We start from the raw sequence: 18181 nt of genomic DNA on the forward strand, positions 1-18181 counted from the left end.
ATTTCTCTTTCTACCCACCAGAACTATTAAATATAATAAAAAGTGCTTAGAATTGGCTCTCTAATCAGGAGTGAGTTCATGATATAAAACTGCTTGTCTATCAGTTTAATGGATAGGATTAAAAAAAGATGTTGGAAATTGTCAGATCGTTATCAACAATTTTTCTTATCTTCTTATACGCCTCTTGCACAGATTCTTTTTCTTGCTTTTGTATTCCTCGAAGTAAACGGATAAGCTCATTTCTTTTGGCAGGAGTAATACTCATTTGCCCACATATTAACGTTTCATAATCGTTTAGAATATTCCAGATTCTATGAGCCAGATGGTTATTGCTTTCTTTAACGATTTCGCAGAAAACGTCGCTTACGTATTTGCTTTCCTCTTCATTTGAAACTTTTAAAAGTAGACTTTCCACATCGTGTTTTCGTATAAAAAGCGTTCTTAAAGCTTCCTTCTCAATCATTATTTTCGAATGAAGAATGTCATCTTGAGCTTTATGGTCTTGAAGAATAAACAAGCCGAGAAGATCGATCAGGTGATGATCTCGAAAATCCCTTAGGTATGTTCCTTCTCCTCTTCTCGTTTCGATTAATCCCAAAAGTTCCAAAGCTCTTAACGCTTCTCTGACAGAGGACCTGCCTACATTCAATCGTTCAGAAAGCTCTCTTTCTGAAGGGATTTTATCACCAGGTCCCAAGCCATCCTTTGATATCATGTCTCTTATTTGGTGAACTATTCCAATATAAACTTTGGCGTGAGACTGGATAGAGTTCACTTTGGACATCACTCTTCTTTCCCGATAACCGCTAATGATTCTGTCTTTTCACGAATTTCTTCGGGATCCATCTTCAAACGAGCCACTCCAGTTTCCATGGCAGCTTTTGCAACGGCTGCTGCCACTGCAGGTGCTACTCTTTTATCAAATGGTGCTGGAATGACATAATCTTCATTTAATTCTTCTTCACTAATTAAGTCAGCGATCGCTTCTACAGCAGCCTGCTTCATTTTTTCGTTAATATGTGTAGCTCGTACGTCTAATGCTCCACGAAAGATACCAGGAAATGCAAGCACGTTATTGACTTGATTTGGAAAATCTGAACGTCCGGTTCCTACAACTCTCGCTCCAGCCACTTTTGCCAGCTCTGGCATAATTTCCGGTACAGGATTCGCCATAGCAAAAATAATAGGATCCTTTTTCATAGAGGAAACCATGGCTTCTGTTAATGCACCTGCAACAGAAACACCGATGAATACATCAGCATCTTGTAAAACCTCTGTCAGGCCGCCCTTAACATGATCTCTGTTTGTAAACTTAGCTACATCATCTTTAATTGCATTCATCCCTTCAGGACGACCTTCATAAATCGCACCTTTAGAATCACACATAATTATGTCTCTTACTCCATAACGATAAAGAAGCTTAATAATGGCCATTCCTGCAGCTCCTGCTCCATTTGCCACTACTTTAATTTCAGACATTTTCTTCCCTACTACCTTTAAGGCATTTACTAAGCCCGCTACAGTTACAATGGCCGTACCATGTTGGTCATCATGGAAAATAGGGATGTTGGTTTCCTTCTTTAATCGTTCTTCTATTTCAAAGCAGTTTGGTGCTGCAATGTCTTCTAGGTTGACGCCACCAAATGTAGGTTCAAGGAGCTTAACCGCTTCCACAATTTTATCTACATCGGTTGTGTTCAGGCAGATTGGAAACGCATCAACACCAGCGAAGCTTTTGAACAGGACGGCTTTCCCTTCCATCACTGGAAGTGCTGCCTCAGGTCCAATGTTCCCAAGACCTAAAACCGCTGTCCCATCAGAGACAACAGCCACCATATTCCCTTTCATTGTATAATCGTATACCGTTTCCGGCTTGTCATAAATGTCTTTACAAGGCTCAGCTACCCCTGGTGAATAGGCTAGACTTAAGTCCTCTGCATTTCGAACTTCTACCTTTGATTTGGTTTCCAATTTCCCTTTGTTGACTCTATGCATATGCAGAGCTTCTTCTCGCAATGACATGTTGTTCACTCCCTTTATCTCAGCACTACTTGAATGCTTAAACATTCTAAAAATCTTATTTCGTTTTATTAATAGATTTAGGCCATTTTAAATACAAAAAAGGTGGTCAGACCACCTTGGTCTATTAAACAATAATATAAATTTCCATTTAAGTAAAGTATGTTATTGTAATACGACATTCCCTTCACCGACTATACGTTGAAACTCTACTATTGCCTTATTTGAAGGATGAACACCTAAATGGTTTGGAAGTCTTATGCTCTTCTTATCTTTTTCATAATGCACAATAATGCCATTGGGGCCTTTATAATTTTGTATGGCTTTATAAATTAGGTTCATAGTAGCATCTATATCTTGTTCCAATGGAATTTTCAGATACAGCTTTTTGTCTACTTTACTTTGAGCTTCTTCCATTGGTTCGATTTTATTTATGATAAGCTGGCGCTTTTCATTTCGCTCTTCTAGCTTTCCTTCAAATATGAGCATATTACCTTCTTTTAATTGGGTCATAAATTGCTTGTACACACTGGGAAAAACGACTGCTTCCATTTCACCGCTTTCATCTCCAATTTCCAAGAAAGCCATGACCTCTCCTTTTTTCGTTCGGATGGATCTAACACTGGTAATATATCCACCAACCGACAATTTAGCGCGAATAGAAAGATCTGCAATTTGCTTTAACCCAAGCTGATCAAGGAGGGAACGATGAGAAGCCAGGGGATGGTCGGATAAATAAAGACCCAGTACCTGCTTCTCAAATTGGAGCAATGTATCAATCGTCATTTTTTCAACTTCAACATATTTCGGCTTTAAGAGAAAAGCCTCTTCCTCGTGAAACAGATCATGTTCATCATCAGGATTGACCAGTTCAGCGTGTTGAGCCGCTACATCTAGGCTTGCTAACAGCGTCGCTCTATCCACCTCGAATTCATCAAACGCTCCTGCCAATACTAAATTTTCTAAGATTTTCCGGTTGATTACTTTCGATGAAACCCTCATACAAAAATCAAAAAGATCTTCAAATGGTTTTTCACTTCTCGCTCGAACAATCTCCTTTAACGCTGCTGCTCCCACCCCTTTTATAGCTGCTAAGCTGTAAAGGATGGTATTTCCTTCTACCGTGAACACAAACTGACTACGGTTAACAGAAGGGGGGAGGATGTCAATGTCATATTGTTTCGCTTCCCGAATATATTGAGCGATCTTCGTTTCATTCCCTACAACGGAAGTAAGAAGGGAAGATAAGAAATAAGCGGGATAATGTGCTTTTAAGTAAGCCAGTTGATAAGCAATCATACTATACGCTACGGCATGGGAACGGTTAAATCCATAGTCCGCAAATCGTACAATCAGGTCATAAATACTGTTTGCCGTTTCATAAGAATATCCCTTTTGTTTAGAACCTGATACAAAATGTTCTCTTTCTTGATCTAGTACATCCTTTTTCTTTTTCGAGACTGCTCTTCTCAGTAAATCCGCTTCTCCTAATGAAAAACCGGCCATTTTAGAGGCGATTTGCATGATCTGTTCCTGATAAACGATGACCCCGTAGGTCATTTCAAGAATAGACTTTAAATCTGGGTGCGGATATTCTACAGTTTCTTCTCCATGCTTTCGTTTTATATAAAGGGGGATATTCTCCATTGGACCTGGCCTATATAAAGCATTAACCGCTACAATATCTTCAAAAGATGTTGGTTTTAACCTGGTTAATACATTTCTCATTCCTTCTGATTCGAGTTGGAATATCCCGTTGGTTTGACCCTTACTTAATAGCTCAAATGTCTTTTGGTCTTGAATCGGTATTTCTTTTAATGAAAAGTTTTTCTTGGCACCTCTTTGTACACTCTTCACAATTCCTTCTAGAATACTCAGGTTACGAAGACCAAGAAAGTCCATTTTCAACAACCCGATTTCCTCTAAGGTGTCCATGGGAAATTGAGTGAGGTGAATACCCGTTGCACTGCCTTGAATGGGAACCCACTGCACTAACGGGCCTTCGCTGATCACCACTCCAGCTGCGTGTGTAGAGGTGTGTCTTGGAAGACCTTCAAGTTTAAGAGCTGTTTGAAATAGCTTTTTATACAATTCACTGCTTTCAATGATGCCTTTAAACTCTTTTGATCCTTTATAAGCTTCTCGCAAGGTAATACCCAGTTGGTTCGGTACCAGCTTTGAAATTTGCTCCTGCTCCTTCATGTTCAACCCGAATACACGTCCGGTATCTCTTAGGGCAGCTTTGGCTGCGAATGTTCCAAACGTAATAATTTGGGCAACATGTAAAGACCCATATTTCTTTTCTACATATTCAATGACTTCATCCCGTCTATGATCCGGAAAATCGATATCAATATCGGGCATGGATACTCGTTCAGGATTTAAAAAACGCTCAAATAACAGCTGATGCTTAATGGGGTCTACATCCGTAATACTTAGAGCGTATGAAACAAGAGAACCTGCTGCGGATCCTCTTCCTGGACCCGTTAAGATTCTTCTCTCTCTCGCAAATCTCATAAAGTCCCAAACAATAAGAAAATAATCAGCAAACCCCATTCTTCCAATAACGTCAAGTTCATAATCAAGTCGTTCTAAATATTCTTCTGAAACCGTTTCAAGCTTTTCACTTAGTCCTAGTTCGCATAGTCGAGTTAGTTCTCGTAGAGTCGACACACCTTGTGGCAATGGGTACTTAGGGAGAAGCTGTTGATGAAAGGGAATGGTGACTTGACACTCTTCAGCAATTTTTATTGTATTTTCCAACTCAGTAACATGATCGGAGAAGAGATTCACCATTTGATCCTTTGTCTTAAAGTAATACTCATGAGTCTGTAATACGTCTCGATCATCCTCTGACAGCTTTGCTCCATCTCGAATAGCATTTACACATTCATGGGCAAAATGATCTTCCTGGTGTAAATACTGAACATCATTGGTTGCTACTACTCCCGTATCCGTTTTTTCTGCTATTTCTTTAATTAACGGAATAAGCTCTTCTTCTGAGGATATTCCGTGCTTTTGAATACTTATGTAAAATGAATGTTTCCCGAATATCTTTTGATACGTCTGAATCGTTTTCTTCGCTTGATCCTGCTCCCCATTTAATAGGAGTTCTTCTATCTCACCCTTCACTCCAGGAGTAATACCAATTAATCCATCACTATATGATTGAAGCCATTTTAAAGGAATTCCATGTTTAGATTTCGCTCCTATTACACTAGAAATCTTTAAAAGGTTTTGATATCCTGTCTGGTTTCTGACAAGAAGAATGAGGGGATAGGATTTTTCTCCATCTTCACTGGCTATATCTGCCGTTAATCCGATAATCGGTTTTATGTTTTCTTTTAGACATGCCTTGTAAAAAGGGACAGCAGCATACATCATATTTCGATCGGTTAAAGCAACAGCTTTATACCCTAGCTCTTTTGCTCTATGTACTAGTCCATTTATGGATATAGTGCTTGATAGTAGACTATAAGCGCTGGCTACTTGTAAATGAACAAACGACATGTTACGCACACCCTTTTTCCTCAATATACTTTCATTATAGGAAAGAAATCGAAAAAAAGAAAATATGTTCTCCCTCATATCTTGTCTTCTGTTTCCATATAGTTATGGTAAAGACAAGGTTAAATGGAGATGATGAAATGGCGGAAGCCTTCTTTCCAGAGTTATTTAAAAGTTTTTTTATTGCATTTGGTGTTTTACTAGGAGGGTCTTTGTTAGGAGGATTAGCAGCCTTTGCCATGGGTCAGCCGTTCTTTTTTGAAATGAGTCGGCTATCAAGGTTTCTTCGTATATGGGCAATCATAGCAGCCATTGGGGGAACCTTTGATACGGTTTACAGCTTTGAAAAAGGATTTCTAAATGGAGAAACGAAGGAAGTTTTCAAGCAATTTCTATTAATTCTTTCGGCATTAGGCGGGGCGAATACAGGTGCCATGATTATTACATGGCTGACACAGGAGCATCTTTCACCATGAGAATTCCACCTTATTATCGATTACCATCCTGGCAACGGTTCTTCTCAGGAATGGTCATCGGAGGAATCATCAGTTGGATTATCTTCCTTTTCATGTATGGAACGATGCACGAAAAACAATCCACCCTTATAAAAGAACAAAAAAACCATATTAGTAAACTTGAAAATACATTGTCCTATCTTCAAGAGGAGTACAAACAATTAAATACAGATAAGCAAGATGAATTAACGATACAGGAAGTAAAAATAAAAATCCTTAATAACACAAAAACCAAAGTGGAGTTATTAAGCATTCACGAAACAGAGGATCGAATTAGTCAGGATCTTAGAAGCTTATTAACGAAGGACTTAGAAACCGTTTATCAAAATAAAGAGCTCATTCGAAAAATCATTGAAAACAAAACAGTGAAAATAGACGATAAAGCTTTCAGCCTGAAAGTAAAGGAAATGTACTTTTTTACGACCACGCAAATAACACTAGAATTGAGATATGAGAATTAAGGGGTTGTTGGGCTAGCAAGACAAGCATATGACATCAAGTTATTTAACGGTTTTCATTTCGGAACGATTGATGTTATTTAGCTCTGTTCAATAAGTATGGAATATTTGATTGTAAGGGAATTCGCTCCCTTTCCGCGGACGAGCGGTCAAGCCTCCTCGCTTCGCTGCGGGGTCTTGCCTTACCCGTTTTTCCGCAGGAGTCTCGCAAATTCCCTTACAATCACTAGGAGATACCATGAACAGAGCTACAAGTAAAAAAGCTGATGTTTTACGTAAAGGCTCTACTAATGATTATTGTTGATATACTTGGTTGGAAGCTACATGACTCCTGCAAGAATAGAGCGTCTAGAAATCCCTTTAAGAGTGAGCATCTTCTAACTGCAATCTATTTTTGTTTTTTCTCTAATGCATCAACAAAGTTTTTCAAATTGAGATTTTTACAAAGAACCTTTATTTATTCCATTCCTCTTTAAGAATAGCATAGAGGTACTCACTTCCCCATTCTTCTTTGAACCAAATGTTTTGGATAAAGTGGCCTTCTCTTCTCATTCCGAGTCTTTCTAATAAGTTGATTGAAGGCTCATTTTTCACATCCGTAATGGCGGTAATTCTATGTTTATTGTAGTCATGGAACAAGTGATTGAATAATCTATTCATGGCTTCATAGGCATAGCCTTCTCCTTGGAAACGAGGGTCTAGAGTAAAACCGATTTCTGCCTGCCTTGAATCATTTTCCAGGGTGTGGACAACGCAATCACCAATTAGTTCATTTGATTCTCTTAATTCTAATGCGATCTGATAATATCCACCAGGAGTATCAAATGAAGCTTGGGTCATTTCTTGTATGAACGTAACCCCTTGTTCTTTTGTGAAGTTTTCCCAGGATTGATATCTTGCCACATTTGGATTTGATCGATATTGTACAAAACGATCCAAATCATCATCTTTAAATGCTCTTAATATTAATCGAGAGCTCTCGATAGTCTTAAATTTAACCATTTCATACTCCTCATTTCGGTTGATTTTTCATTTAAATGACATGAAAAAAATCGAGAATAAAGCCTTAGGGATTTACTCTCGATTTTTTATGCTATTTTTAATGACGGCTATTTGAGAGAAGAAAGTAGTAGTTAATTTGCGCTCCAGGATGCTCGCTTTCCGCGGGGCGAGTGGTGAGCCTCCTCGGCTACGCCTGTGGGGTCTCACCTACACGCTTCTCCCACAGGAGTCTCGCACCTTCCGCTCCAATCAACTTTCTAGGCATGGATCCATTTAAACATCTAAATTTAAATAGATAGGTGGTATTTTTTTGTTGTGTACTCTAAATTCTGTTTTGTAAAACAGCCACCTTGCAAAAAGAGCGTTATTGATTAAACCCGTTTATCAGAACAGTTTCTTTTAGAATGATTAGGTTTATCAAAAAATTAATAAGCTCTACAAGCCTCACTTAAGTCTTTTAACACTTCTTCTTTTTCTTCCCAAGAATAGATGGATGCTCCAGCTGCCAGCGGGTGTCCTCCACCATTGTATTTTTTGGCAATGGTATTGATGACTGGACCTTTTGAGCGCAAGCGTACTCTGATTTGATCGTCTTCTTCAATAAAGAATACCCACGCTTTTATTCCTTTTACATTTCCTAATGTACTGACCAATAATGAAGCCTCTGAAGGAACGACATTAAATCTTTCCAGTATATCTTTGGTCATGACCATGATGGCACTACCATCGCTATTCATTTCAAAATTTTGAAGAACATATCCATGAAGCTTTATAACATTAGAGTCCACTTCGTACATTCTATTGAATAATTCATTTCGATCAAAATCATATTTAATGAGCTCTCCAGCGATATCGAATGTCGTTTGCGTGGTGCTTGGATAGAGAAATCTCCCTGTATCTCCTACAATTCCTGCGAACAGTAATCGTGCTCCATCATCAGGCAAGACCAAGCCTTTATCTTTTCCAAACTGATAGAATTCATAGATCATCTCACTGACTGAGCTTGCAGAAGTATCAATCCACAAATAATCTCCATAAGGGTCTTCGTTAGGATGGTGATCAATTTTTACTAATTTGTCCCCTAATGAATACCGAGTGTCACAGATTCTTTCTTCATTCGCTGTATCGCAAACAATGATTAATGCTCCATGAAAAGTACTATCGTCAATGACATCTAATCGTTTTAGATAATGGAGAGTTTCTTCTTCTTTCCCCACAGCGTATATATTCTTTTCTGGAAAAGATGCTTTCAGCATTTCGACCAGACCACCTTGGGAACCGTAAGCATCCGGGTCAGGACGAACATGTCGGTGTACAATAATGGTTTCATACTGTTTTATTAGATTTAAAATCTGCTCTTTCATGGTATTCTCCTTTAAGTTAGAATTTTCATTTGGCATTCTCTGCGTATATCTGTAAAATAGTAGCGAGAGATCAACAATGGAGGACAATTATATGTATTTTCTCGCTTTTTTCATCGTTCTTGCCTTTACTTTTTATATTTTCTATAAGATAAAGCAAGTAAGAACTAGACGACCTATGGAAAAGAAATGGCTATCTGCCAAAGCAAGTATAGCTCTTGGACTTTTTGTAACCTTATTTGGTTTAAATCAGTTGCTTCTTTTTCCTTCAACGATTACTTATTTTATAGGTGGACTCTTTATCCTTATCGGATTAGGAAGCTGCTGGGCAGGCTATAAGATGTACAAGCATGTTCTACCCTATGCTGAAAGAGAAGCAAAGGAACTGGATAATAAGTAAGAGCATTTTAAGACTAGACTTTATTGATCTAGTCTTTTTTTGTTTGGCTCTTTTCGTAGAATTTGTTGCAAAAATAGATGAGAGTGGTTGATTTCCACTCCAGGTGCTCGCTTTCCGCGAGGCGTGAGTTGAGCCTCCTCGGGCTATGCCCTGCGGGTCTCAACTTTCACGCATTTCCCGCAGGAGTCGAGCACCTTCCGCTCCAATCAACTTAGTGTTAACTCAACAATCTTTGCGAAAAGAGGCTTCTGTTATGTCTAATGTCTATCAATTAGCTGACAGATCATCAGTGACTTTCCTACTAGCACTCCATCACTATAAACCTCTACATCTACTTTACCAAATTTCCTCCCTACATCGAGTACCTTAGGGTGAATTTCGAGTATGCTTTCCATTTGAACTGGTTTAATGAAATAGATTGTCATATTTTCAATAACCAAGTCGCCTTTTTTATACGGCTTTAAGGCTCGATTGGCGGCCTCAGTCATAATCGTGGTGAACACACCATAAGATATGGTCCCGATGCCTGTCGTCATTTGAGGAGTTACGGCAAATTGATAGATTTCTTTATCTCCTCTTTTTTCACTTAAAACCTCGACTCCGCTACTGATGATATCATCAATGGTTTCTCCCACTTGAGGCTGTCGTTGAATCATTTGTAGGGCTTTTAAGACGTCCTGGCGGCTAATAATCCCTTGCAGCTTATTCTGATCATTCACAACGGGTAAAACTTCTATCCCTTCCCAAATCATCATATGAGCTGCAGAGGCAACGCTCGTATTAGGGCTGACGGATATTGGATTCTTCGACATGATTTTATCAATACCTGTGTATTTTTCCTGTCCCATAATATCCTTTGAGGTAACCATTCCGTGCACTTTCATATTACGGTCCACTACCGGGAAACGACTGTGATAGGTGTATTGGTTTTTCTCATACCATTCTTCTAACGTATCATCTAAATGGAGATACACTGTGTTATCTGCTTTCGTTAGAATATCTTCTACTAGTACGATCTCTTTTTTAATTAACTGATCATAGATGGCTCTATTAATCATGGTGGCGACTGTAAATGTGTCATATGAAGTAGACAGAATAGGAAGTTCTAATTCATCTGCTAGTTTTTTTACATGATCTTCTGTATCGAAGCCACCGGTGATCAGGACTGCTGCTCCTGCTCTTAAGGCGTGCTCTTGTGCTTGTGTTCGATTCCCGATAATTAACAGGTTCCCGGCTTCGGTGTATCTCATCATTGCCTCAAGCTTCATGGCACCAATGACAAATTTGTTTAGCATTTTGTGTAAGCCTGATCTTCCACCGAGTACTTGTCCATCAATAATATTGACGACCTCTGCATAGGTCAGTTTCTCGATATTTTCTTTCTTTTTTTGTTCAATTCGTATGGTTCCGACTCTTTCGATTGTACTGACGTATCCTTTTGTTTCCGCGTCTTTTATTGCTCTATAAGCTGTTCCTTCACTAACGTTTAATGCTTTTGCAATTTGGCGAACAGAAATTTTTTCTCCAACCGGCAAGGTATCTATGTATTCAAGTATTTGTTCATGTTTAGTAGCCAAGCTTTTCACCCTTCTTTATCACGTCCTGCTATATACGTTTATTATAATGTGAAAAGCCTTGTGTTTCAATTTTATCGGGACCGACAGAGTCGTCAGCCCCTTTGTTTTTTCTTATTTATCCGTTAGCCCAAGGAACGTACTTTCTTTTTTCTCGTTTGATTGATTGCCTTTATCCGGTTCCTTTTTGGGGTTCTTAACGGTGCATAAAGAATGGCAGCTAGGTTTCCAGCTATCACAAAAGTGGCAAGAACGAGCCAGCTGGCAGCAAACCATCCTTGCAGCCCTTCTGCAAAGATGGATAATCTCGGTGCTGCATAATAAATGAGAGCTCCTGTTATAAGTAAACAAAGAATGTATCGTTGTTTCACACTACTCCTCCTCTCTAAGCTTGTATTATGTATATGCTGTATGGTTGGAGATATTGTGTGAAATAATGATTTATTGATAATGGGGTTTATTTTAAGAGCTATCTTCTTAAAAAGTAGCTGCTATTTTAGAGGAGAGAGAAGTAGTTGATTTCGCTCCAGGATGCTCGCTTTCCGCGGGGCGGGCGGTGAGCCTCCTCGGCTGCGCCTGTGGGGTCTCACCTGTCCCGCTTTTCCCGCAGGAGTCGAGCATCTTCCGCTCCAATCAACTTTCTCGGCGTATGTTTCTTAAATCATTCTAAAATAAACACAATAAACATTTAGAAAACTATTTTTCACATGATAGCTGTGGTAGGTTTCTAAATATGAACTAAAACTTCTGATTTGAATAAAGGTTTTTTTAATATATAGCTCTGTCACAACTATTCTTATAAGTGGTTGACAGATCCCTTAGCAGAACTCATATGATAAAATAAAACTCCTTGAAATAAATACTTTTAAAAGGGGGGATGGTATAAAGTCCCCCTTTATGCCATCCCCCCCTTTTCTATTAATATTCGATTACATCTCCTGCGTTCATTACTTGACCTTCGCATTCTAGTAGTTCAACGAATTTGTTTGGGTCCTGCTTGATTGGCGGGAAGGTGTTATAGTGGATCGGTACCACTTTCTTTGCTTGTAGGAAGCTTGCAGCAGTGGCTGCATCTTCTGGTCCCATGGTGAAATTATCACCAATAGGTAGGAAAGCTAAATCGATTGGATGACGTTCACCGATTAGTTTCATGTCTGAAAATAAGCCGGTATCTCCAGCATGGTAGATGGTCTTTCCTTCGATCATTAACAGTAATCCTGCTGGCATTCCCATATAAATAATTTCGTTTCCATCTGTGATGAGTCCAGAACCATGAAAGGCTTGAGTGAATTTCACTTTACCGAAATCAAACTCGTAGGCTCCACCGATATGCATAGGGTGGGTTTTGACTAATTGCCAGCTTAGATAGGTTGCCAATTCATGATTGGCGATAACCAATGAATCATTCTTTTTAGCTAACTCAACAGTGTCACCGACGTGATCATTATGTCCGTGGGTAAGAATAATCACATCTGGATGCTCATCCTCTACCTTTAGGTCGGTTAATTCATTTCCATTAATAAATGGATCAATTAATATGGTCTGATCTTTCGTTTTAATTTTCACAACTGAATGTCCATGATATGAAATCTTCATATAATCTCCTCCAAAAACTTTAGTATCTAGTATAAGCTTCTATTATTTTCTTCTCTTTTTATGGTATACCCGAATTTTAGCCATTTAAAAGTAGAAAAGACGATTTTTGTAAAAGGCACCCCTTCGACAATTTAGAAGCATTGATCAAACAAAGACCTGTGAACAAACAAAAGCCGACTAGAAGTAAAGCTTTCTAGTCGGCCCTTGGTGTTTTATTGTTGTTGTAATTGAGTTCTTGTATCTGAGTAATCTAAAGCATGCGCTTCAGCTACGGCTTGATAGGTTACATATCCATTTAAGGTGTTGATCCCTTTAAGGAGTGCTTCATTGTCTAAACAAGCTAGCTTATACCCTTTATTGGCAATTTGGATTGCATATGGCACTGTCACGTTTGTTAACGCAATCGTAGACGTACGAGGAACTGCACCCGGCATATTTGCCACAGCATAATGAACGACTTCATGCTTAACATAAGTTGGGTCATCATGTGTTGTAATTCGATCTGTTGTTTCAAAAATCCCACCTTGATCAATGGCGATATCGACTACCACAGAACCTGGTGTCATCGATTTGATCATATCTTCTGTAACCAGCTTCGGAGCTTTTGCACCTGGAATCAGAACGGCTCCGATAACAAGGTCAGAATCTCTCACTGCTAGTTCAATATTCAGTGGATTAGACATTAAAGTCGTCACATCACTGCCAAAGATATCATCAAGCTGACGAAGACGGTCAGGATTTAAATCTAAAATGGTGACATTCGCTCCAAGTCCAACAGCCATTTTCGCAGCATTTGTTCCTGCCACTCCACCGCCAACAATCGTCACTTTACTACGACGAACTCCTGGTACACCTGAAAGTAAAACACCTTTACCTCCATGATTTTTTTCCAGGAATTGTGCTCCGATTTGAGTAGCCATTCTTCCTGCAACCTCACTCATAGGAGTTAACAATGGAAGAGTACGATTTACTTCAACGGTTTCATACGCAATACCGATGACTTTATTGTCAATTAACGCTTTCGTTAATTCCGGTTCTGGCGCCAGATGTAAATATGTAAATAAGATAAGCCCTTCGCGGAAATAAGAGTACTCACTTGGAAGTGGCTCTTTTACCTTCATAACCATGTCCATAGACCATGCTTCCGCTGCAGAATCGACGATATGTCCACCTGCTACTTTGTAATCTTCATCTGTAAATCCTGAGCCTAATCCAGCTCCTGCTTCAATGTAAACCTCATGTCCATATTGAACCAAATTCACAACACCAGCCGGGGTCATGGCAACCCGATTTTCATTATTCTTAATTTCCGTTGGTACACCAATTCGCATACTAAGCCAACCTCCTAATTGCACTATTGCTCCACTAGAGCATTTACTTCATAAATATAACATTATTCATATATAATAGCGAAGGGGAATTTCTCACCTTGTAAGCACTTACATTCTAACAAATAAATAAGAAAATATCTCTATTTTTCTTGAAAAAATAAAATGATTATTTCTTCGCTTTTTTTCAAAAATTCTTTAAAATAGAAACCATGCATCCTAGTATACCCAAAGGAGATTATTTCATGAAACAACCCATGATCGAAAAACTCGGACTCGAAAAAGTTCCAAGTGAATTAAAATCAACCACCTGGATCGAATACTTCATCATACAGCTCGCCTTCTCCGTGAATGCAGGAAACTTCCTCATCCCGGCACTGGCGGTTCTTGAAGGTGGCCTTTCCTTTCAAGCAGCCTTCATGAGCACGGTGCTTGGGGCAAGTGTCGCCTTCCTGTTTGTATCCTTTCTGTCTCTTCCTGGCTCCCGTTACGGCCTGCCCGCTCAATACGTCCTACGATCCATCATCGGAACCCGGCTTTCGATGCTCATCGCATCCCCCATTCGTTCCCTGACGTCCCTCTACTGGTTCAGCGTCCAAACGATTGGCGGAACCTTCGTCGTCATTTCCATGGTGGAAAAAGTAACACCCTATACGATTCCATTCATACCCGTTGCCATTGGACTCGCCATCATCATGACCCTTCTTGCCTTAATTGGCTTTGAAGCAGTCAAGAAAGCTACTAAACTATTCATTCCGATTCTAGTAATCGGTCAGGGGATTATTCTGTACTTATTCCTTTCTAAGGGAGGCGGCTCCCTTATGACACTAAACCAAGGACAGGAACCGTTCTCGGTGGGAACATTTCTATTCTATTCAAGCCTCGTCTTCGTCCAATACATATCAGGCGTGAGCGCATCATCAGACATCACCCGATACAGTAAGAGCGACCGTCACGGATTCTGGGGACTTTATGGAGGGAACGTCGTCGGATTCATGATGACGGCACTACTTGGAGGCTTGAGTGCCAGCTTGTTCAAGGATTTGAATCCATTCGTGGCAGCGAGTCAACTGACCGACTCCAGTCTGCTTCTCATGGTGATCACGGCTTGTGCGATGGTATCGATGATTTCTATTAATCTTAGTAATGCGTATACAGGGGGATACAGTCTGCTTAACGCACTGCCATCCCTATCGCGGATTCAAAGTGCACTGTTGTTCAGTGTCGCCGGTATTATTTTAAGTTCATTTCCTCAGTTGGTTTATAATGCGCAGGAGTATATTTCTTATCTCGGGATCCTGATCATTCCGATTTCTGCGATTGTGGTGGCTGATTATTTGGTTATTAGGAAAGGGAGGATTTCTGAGAGTGCGCTTGTTCGGCTGGCGAGTGGGGAGTCGAATTTTAATCGTGAGGCGTTGTATGTTTTGGTGATTGGGATGGTGTTTTATTTGGTGATTCCTGATTCTTTTTCGCCGGGGTTTAGTTGTTTTATTATGACTTCTATTATATATGTTATTAGTAAATTAAGGAGTAGGGTGGAAGAACAGAAACCTGTTCAAAAACTTGGTTAAGTAAAGACCAGGGGACCTGGTTTTAACATTTAAAATACCGTTTAGAAAACTCAGTGAAAGGTTTCGGCTATCTTCGAAACAATTTCAGGTAGTGGTTTGCCACGGTCAATGAAGAATATCTCACCAATAATAAGAATTAAAAACCCAATCAAGGCAAATATACCAAAAAACACTGTCCATATTCTGCTATCATCAACTCTTCTTAATTTATTATTTTTCTACTTTCTATATAAGCTTTGCACAAATCTTTGTCTTTGATTTCCATCTTGTTTTTGGTGTTCGCAGTTTCAGTCCTTTCATAAGAAGATCGTTGTAACAACAAATAAAGCAGGTCTAATTCCTATGCGAATTAGACCTGCTATTTATCATGCTATTTGTAGTTTTCTCTACCAAAAAGAACCCATTAGTTTTATAATAGATTTCCTTTAAAAATTATAATGAATTAAGTGATTCTATACTCCAGGTCTAGATAACTGAATTTTCTAGTAAGCGTCTAATTTTAATTATTTGAGATTCGGTAGTTTCCCTTTCCCAATTTTGCTTAGAGAGTGACATGGCAACTTCTTTAAATTCATCATATTTATCTTTATTTCCTAATCCAAAATATGCTTCTTCTAACGTGGCAACAATCCAATATTGGTCACTTCTATCTTTAAAACTGTCATCATTATAAAGTGCCGAACAAATTTTGATTATTTTATTTCTAATGCGGTTGGCTATTATGAAATCGGCAATTGCATTATTTTTATCTTGTTCAATAGTTGATCTGATATTGTACAAGAAAGCTAAGTTTACTCCATTATAATAATCATTCTTAATATAAAATCCTTTCTCATAATAGAAAATAGATTTGTCAAGATACTCTAAATCATCTTGTTCTTCCCAAAGACGTTTATAAATTGCACCTGCTATCCCTAAAGTTTCAGGGTCTGTTGTATTTCGTAAATCAAGAGGTTCAATAAATGTTAATGCCTCTCTTAGAGCTTCTACGTGATTGGGATACTTGCTTTTATAGGTTGCTACTGCAAGCTTTTGTAAAATAAAATCATTATTTGGGTCAATTGATTTTGCTGCTTGGAGGAGAGTTTTTGCCTTAACAAAATCATCATTATCTAGTGCTAAAATTGCATTTTCAATAATTCCCCCTAATGTTTCTTTTGGTTCTTCTTCAACACTACTTCCATCTTTTTCTTCTATTGAAGTATCTAGTACAGGCGGCTTTAATTCTTTTATATATGTGTATACCGGACTATCTATTTCTTCAGAAGCTAGAATAGCATTGATTGTCTCGATAAGCTCTCCTCGAAATCTTAAAACCTCATCAAAACCAATATCTGTCCCTAAATGTTCATATTGGTGGATAACAGTGTGGTTTACATCAAATGGGGGTTTAAGCTTACTCTCAGCTATTGCAATAGTTGTTTTAGGTCGTAATGCATGTCTTACTCCTAGTTCATAAAAAGCATTTGTATTTTGAATAGATAAGTCAGCAATTACTACATCGGCACTTACTAATAAGTTATACATTGGTACATCAATAATTCCAGAATGTTTGACTTCATCAGCCCTAACACATTCCAGCCCTGCCTCTTCTGCTGCTGGTTTAATAATATTTTTATATGTTTTATCTAAGTTTAGTTCCCTACCTGTTGATGGGTCAGTTTTAATACCGTAACCCATAATTACAAAACATCTTCCTTATGGGGAGGTAATTTAACAGGTAAAAAGTTTTAACTATTTTGAGATTCTCAAATAACTCTGCATCATCTAAATTAAAGTATCTAAGTAAGGTGTCCAAAAACCACTAAAAGGGACAAGGCGGCCGCCTTGTCCCTTTTTAACACTATTCGCAGTGAACCTAACACACCTTATATGTGCGAGTTCCCCCGCTGTTATTATCTAAGCACGCAATAATGCTCCATTTGGCTCTTTTAACTCCTGCTCTACTATTTGATTCACCTTAGAGAAGTGGTCCAGAAATTGTTGTGCGAGCTCTTGTTCCTCCGTGTCACTTTTCAATGAAACGATATCACGCAAGATCTGAGCCATCCACGAATTATCGAAATAACGGTACTTACCTGTATTCCATGTCGTTTTTTGAGGGGATTTTTCATTGACATAGTACTTCCAAAAAGGCATCTGATTCGATTCCTCGTCTGTAAGTTGGAGTCTGTAATGGGAATGGGCAGGAATGTTTCCATCTTCACAAAGTTTACCGATGAAATTATCCTTCACCATATAGACACCTAATATCCGTCTGTCTTTTTCAAGCATGCCGGGATCGACCGCTGTCAGCAGGACCGCACTGTTTTGGTGTAAGCGACTGGGCTTGTTTGGCTTCCCCTTATTAGTACCACTTTTTATTTCACCAGAGGAAACCGTCCAATCTGAAAAGGAGCTATTCTGTTCTTCTGTATCGCACTTGTAAACCATCTGCGATTCGGGATGAAGTTTATGATTTTTCATAAGTTTTTCGTGACCCACTCGAAGCTCCTGGTATTTTCTTTGCCGTGCCTTTTCCTCTTCCTTCTGCATTTCTTCCTCTTTGCGTTCCATTTCCTGCTCGTGTAAAATTTTTTCAAGTGAATTGGCAGCACTTTTATCATGTAGTTTCAAGTGCTGTCCAAATACATCCGGGTAAACAAATTTTTTATTTTCCGAGGCGAAATGTATTTCAACTACCGTATCATTATGTTTAACGATACTTCCCATACCAAACCGCTCATGTGTAACTTTCTTATTGATTAAATTCAATATATTAGTCCTCCTTGTATAATAACTCGGGTACTATTGCCTAAAAAGCTCACAAAACTGTTTGAATTTCCCTACGGAATAAATAAGATATTT

15 protein-coding genes are annotated in these 18181 nt (G+C 38.9%); 4 read left to right on the plus strand and 11 right to left on the minus strand.

Annotated elements, in window-relative coordinates:
• Window positions 1-118 precede the first annotated feature (118 nt).
• The 3 genes from IQI_RS10595 to dnaE all read right to left on the minus strand — a co-directional run bounded on the left by IQI_RS10595 (window position 119) and on the right by dnaE (window position 5529).
• Window positions 119-784 (minus strand): FadR/GntR family transcriptional regulator, encoded by a 666-nt coding sequence (locus IQI_RS10595; protein ID WP_197489736.1) that lies wholly within the window; start codon window positions 782-784, stop codon window positions 119-121.
• Complete coding sequence (locus IQI_RS10600) at window positions 784-2022, minus strand: NAD(P)-dependent malic enzyme (RefSeq protein WP_064092607.1); 1239 nt, start codon at window positions 2020-2022, stop codon at window positions 784-786. The genes IQI_RS10595 and IQI_RS10600 overlap by 1 nt, the downstream gene beginning before the upstream one ends.
• Before the next feature lie 162 nt (window positions 2023-2184).
• Window positions 2185-5529: a DNA polymerase III subunit alpha gene (dnaE, locus tag IQI_RS10605; protein WP_064092608.1), complete on the minus strand. Its 3345-nt coding sequence runs from the start codon at window positions 5527-5529 to the stop codon at window positions 2185-2187.
• A gap of 137 nt (window positions 5530-5666) precedes the next feature.
• Here dnaE and IQI_RS10610 point away from each other — a divergent pair, with 137 nt between their 5' ends.
• Together IQI_RS10610 and ytrI are read left to right on the plus strand one after the other, a co-directional pair.
• Entirely contained in the window at window positions 5667-6002 is a 336-nt protein-coding gene (locus IQI_RS10610) for a YtrH family sporulation protein (RefSeq protein WP_064092609.1), read from the plus strand.
• On the plus strand, window positions 5999-6502 hold the full coding sequence (gene ytrI / locus IQI_RS10615) for a sporulation membrane protein YtrI (protein ID WP_064092610.1): 504 nt from the start codon (window positions 5999-6001) through the stop codon (window positions 6500-6502). Before IQI_RS10610 ends, ytrI begins: the two co-directional genes overlap by 4 nt.
• A gap of 450 nt (window positions 6503-6952) precedes the next feature.
• Here ytrI and IQI_RS10620 read toward each other — a convergent pair whose 3' ends face one another.
• Both IQI_RS10620 and IQI_RS10625 read right to left on the minus strand, forming a co-directional pair.
• On the minus strand, window positions 6953-7501 hold the full coding sequence (locus IQI_RS10620) for a GNAT family N-acetyltransferase (protein ID WP_064092611.1): 549 nt from the start codon (window positions 7499-7501) through the stop codon (window positions 6953-6955).
• Between the two features lie 425 nt (window positions 7502-7926).
• Window positions 7927-8865 (minus strand): DHH family phosphoesterase, encoded by a 939-nt coding sequence (locus tag IQI_RS10625; protein ID WP_064092612.1) that lies wholly within the window; start codon window positions 8863-8865, stop codon window positions 7927-7929.
• A gap of 91 nt (window positions 8866-8956) precedes the next feature.
• On the opposite strand from IQI_RS10625, the gene IQI_RS10630 reads away from it, so the two are divergent.
• Window positions 8957-9262 carry a YtpI family protein gene (locus IQI_RS10630; RefSeq protein WP_064092613.1) on the plus strand — a complete coding sequence of 102 codons (306 nt, stop codon included), beginning with the start codon at window positions 8957-8959 and terminating at the stop codon, window positions 9260-9262.
• 257 nt (window positions 9263-9519) lie between these two features.
• Here IQI_RS10630 and IQI_RS10635 read toward each other — a convergent pair whose 3' ends face one another.
• From IQI_RS10635 to ald, 4 genes are all read right to left on the minus strand, one after another.
• Window positions 9520-10839: a CBS domain-containing protein gene (locus IQI_RS10635; RefSeq protein ID WP_064092614.1), complete on the minus strand. Its 1320-nt coding sequence runs from the start codon at window positions 10837-10839 to the stop codon at window positions 9520-9522.
• A 122-nt stretch (window positions 10840-10961) separates the two neighbouring features.
• Window positions 10962-11207, minus strand: coding sequence for a hypothetical protein (locus IQI_RS10640; protein ID WP_064092615.1), 246 nt, complete (start codon window positions 11205-11207; stop codon window positions 10962-10964).
• A 547-nt stretch (window positions 11208-11754) separates the two neighbouring features.
• Entirely contained in the window at window positions 11755-12432 is a 678-nt protein-coding gene (locus IQI_RS10645) for a metal-dependent hydrolase (protein WP_064092616.1), read from the minus strand.
• 212 nt (window positions 12433-12644) lie between these two features.
• A complete protein-coding gene (ald, locus tag IQI_RS10650) occupies window positions 12645-13763 on the minus strand; it encodes an alanine dehydrogenase (RefSeq protein ID WP_064092617.1) in 1119 nt (372 codons plus the stop codon).
• A 242-nt stretch (window positions 13764-14005) separates the two neighbouring features.
• On the opposite strand from ald, the gene IQI_RS10655 reads away from it, so the two are divergent.
• Entirely contained in the window at window positions 14006-15334 is a 1329-nt protein-coding gene (locus tag IQI_RS10655; RefSeq protein WP_064092618.1) for a purine-cytosine permease family protein, read from the plus strand.
• Between the two features lie 465 nt (window positions 15335-15799).
• Here the strand turns inward: IQI_RS10655 and IQI_RS10660 are convergent, their stop codons facing one another.
• Both IQI_RS10660 and IQI_RS10665 read right to left on the minus strand, forming a co-directional pair.
• On the minus strand, window positions 15800-17014 hold the full coding sequence (locus IQI_RS10660) for a TRAFs-binding domain-containing protein (RefSeq protein WP_064092619.1): 1215 nt from the start codon (window positions 17012-17014) through the stop codon (window positions 15800-15802).
• Window positions 17015-17233: 219 nt separating this feature from the next.
• Window positions 17234-18088, minus strand: a complete 855-nt coding sequence (locus IQI_RS10665; RefSeq protein WP_064092620.1) for a hypothetical protein — start codon at window positions 18086-18088, stop codon at window positions 17234-17236.
• Window positions 18089-18181: the final 93 nt, after the last annotated feature.

Source organism: Rossellomorea aquimaris TF-12 (assembly GCF_001648555.1).
GTDB classification, from domain to species: Bacteria; Bacillota; Bacilli; order Bacillales; family Bacillaceae_B; genus Rossellomorea; species Rossellomorea aquimaris.

Excerpts from the sequence above, each read along its gene's own strand:
- IQI_RS10595 (WP_197489736.1), bottom strand. The coding sequence starts at position 784 with ATGTCCAAAGTGAACTCTATCCAGTCTCACGCCAAAGTTTATATTGGA.
- IQI_RS10600 (WP_064092607.1), bottom strand. The coding sequence starts at position 2,022 with ATGTCATTGCGAGAAGAAGCTCTGCATATGCATAGAGTCAACAAAGGG.
- dnaE (WP_064092608.1), bottom strand. The coding sequence starts at position 5,529 with ATGTCGTTTGTTCATTTACAAGTAGCCAGCGCTTATAGTCTACTATCA.
- IQI_RS10610 (WP_064092609.1), top strand. The coding sequence starts at position 5,667 with ATGGCGGAAGCCTTCTTTCCAGAGTTATTTAAAAGTTTTTTTATTGCA.
- ytrI (WP_064092610.1), top strand. The coding sequence starts at position 5,999 with ATGAGAATTCCACCTTATTATCGATTACCATCCTGGCAACGGTTCTTC.
- IQI_RS10620 (WP_064092611.1), bottom strand. The coding sequence starts at position 7,501 with ATGGTTAAATTTAAGACTATCGAGAGCTCTCGATTAATATTAAGAGCA.
- IQI_RS10625 (WP_064092612.1), bottom strand. The coding sequence starts at position 8,865 with ATGAAAGAGCAGATTTTAAATCTAATAAAACAGTATGAAACCATTATT.
- IQI_RS10630 (WP_064092613.1), top strand. The coding sequence starts at position 8,957 with ATGTATTTTCTCGCTTTTTTCATCGTTCTTGCCTTTACTTTTTATATT.
- IQI_RS10645 (WP_064092616.1), bottom strand. The coding sequence starts at position 12,432 with ATGAAGATTTCATATCATGGACATTCAGTTGTGAAAATTAAAACGAAA.
- ald (WP_064092617.1), bottom strand. The coding sequence starts at position 13,763 with ATGCGAATTGGTGTACCAACGGAAATTAAGAATAATGAAAATCGGGTT.
- IQI_RS10655 (WP_064092618.1), top strand. The coding sequence starts at position 14,006 with ATGAAACAACCCATGATCGAAAAACTCGGACTCGAAAAAGTTCCAAGT.
- IQI_RS10660 (WP_064092619.1), bottom strand. The coding sequence starts at position 17,014 with ATGGGTTACGGTATTAAAACTGACCCATCAACAGGTAGGGAACTAAAC.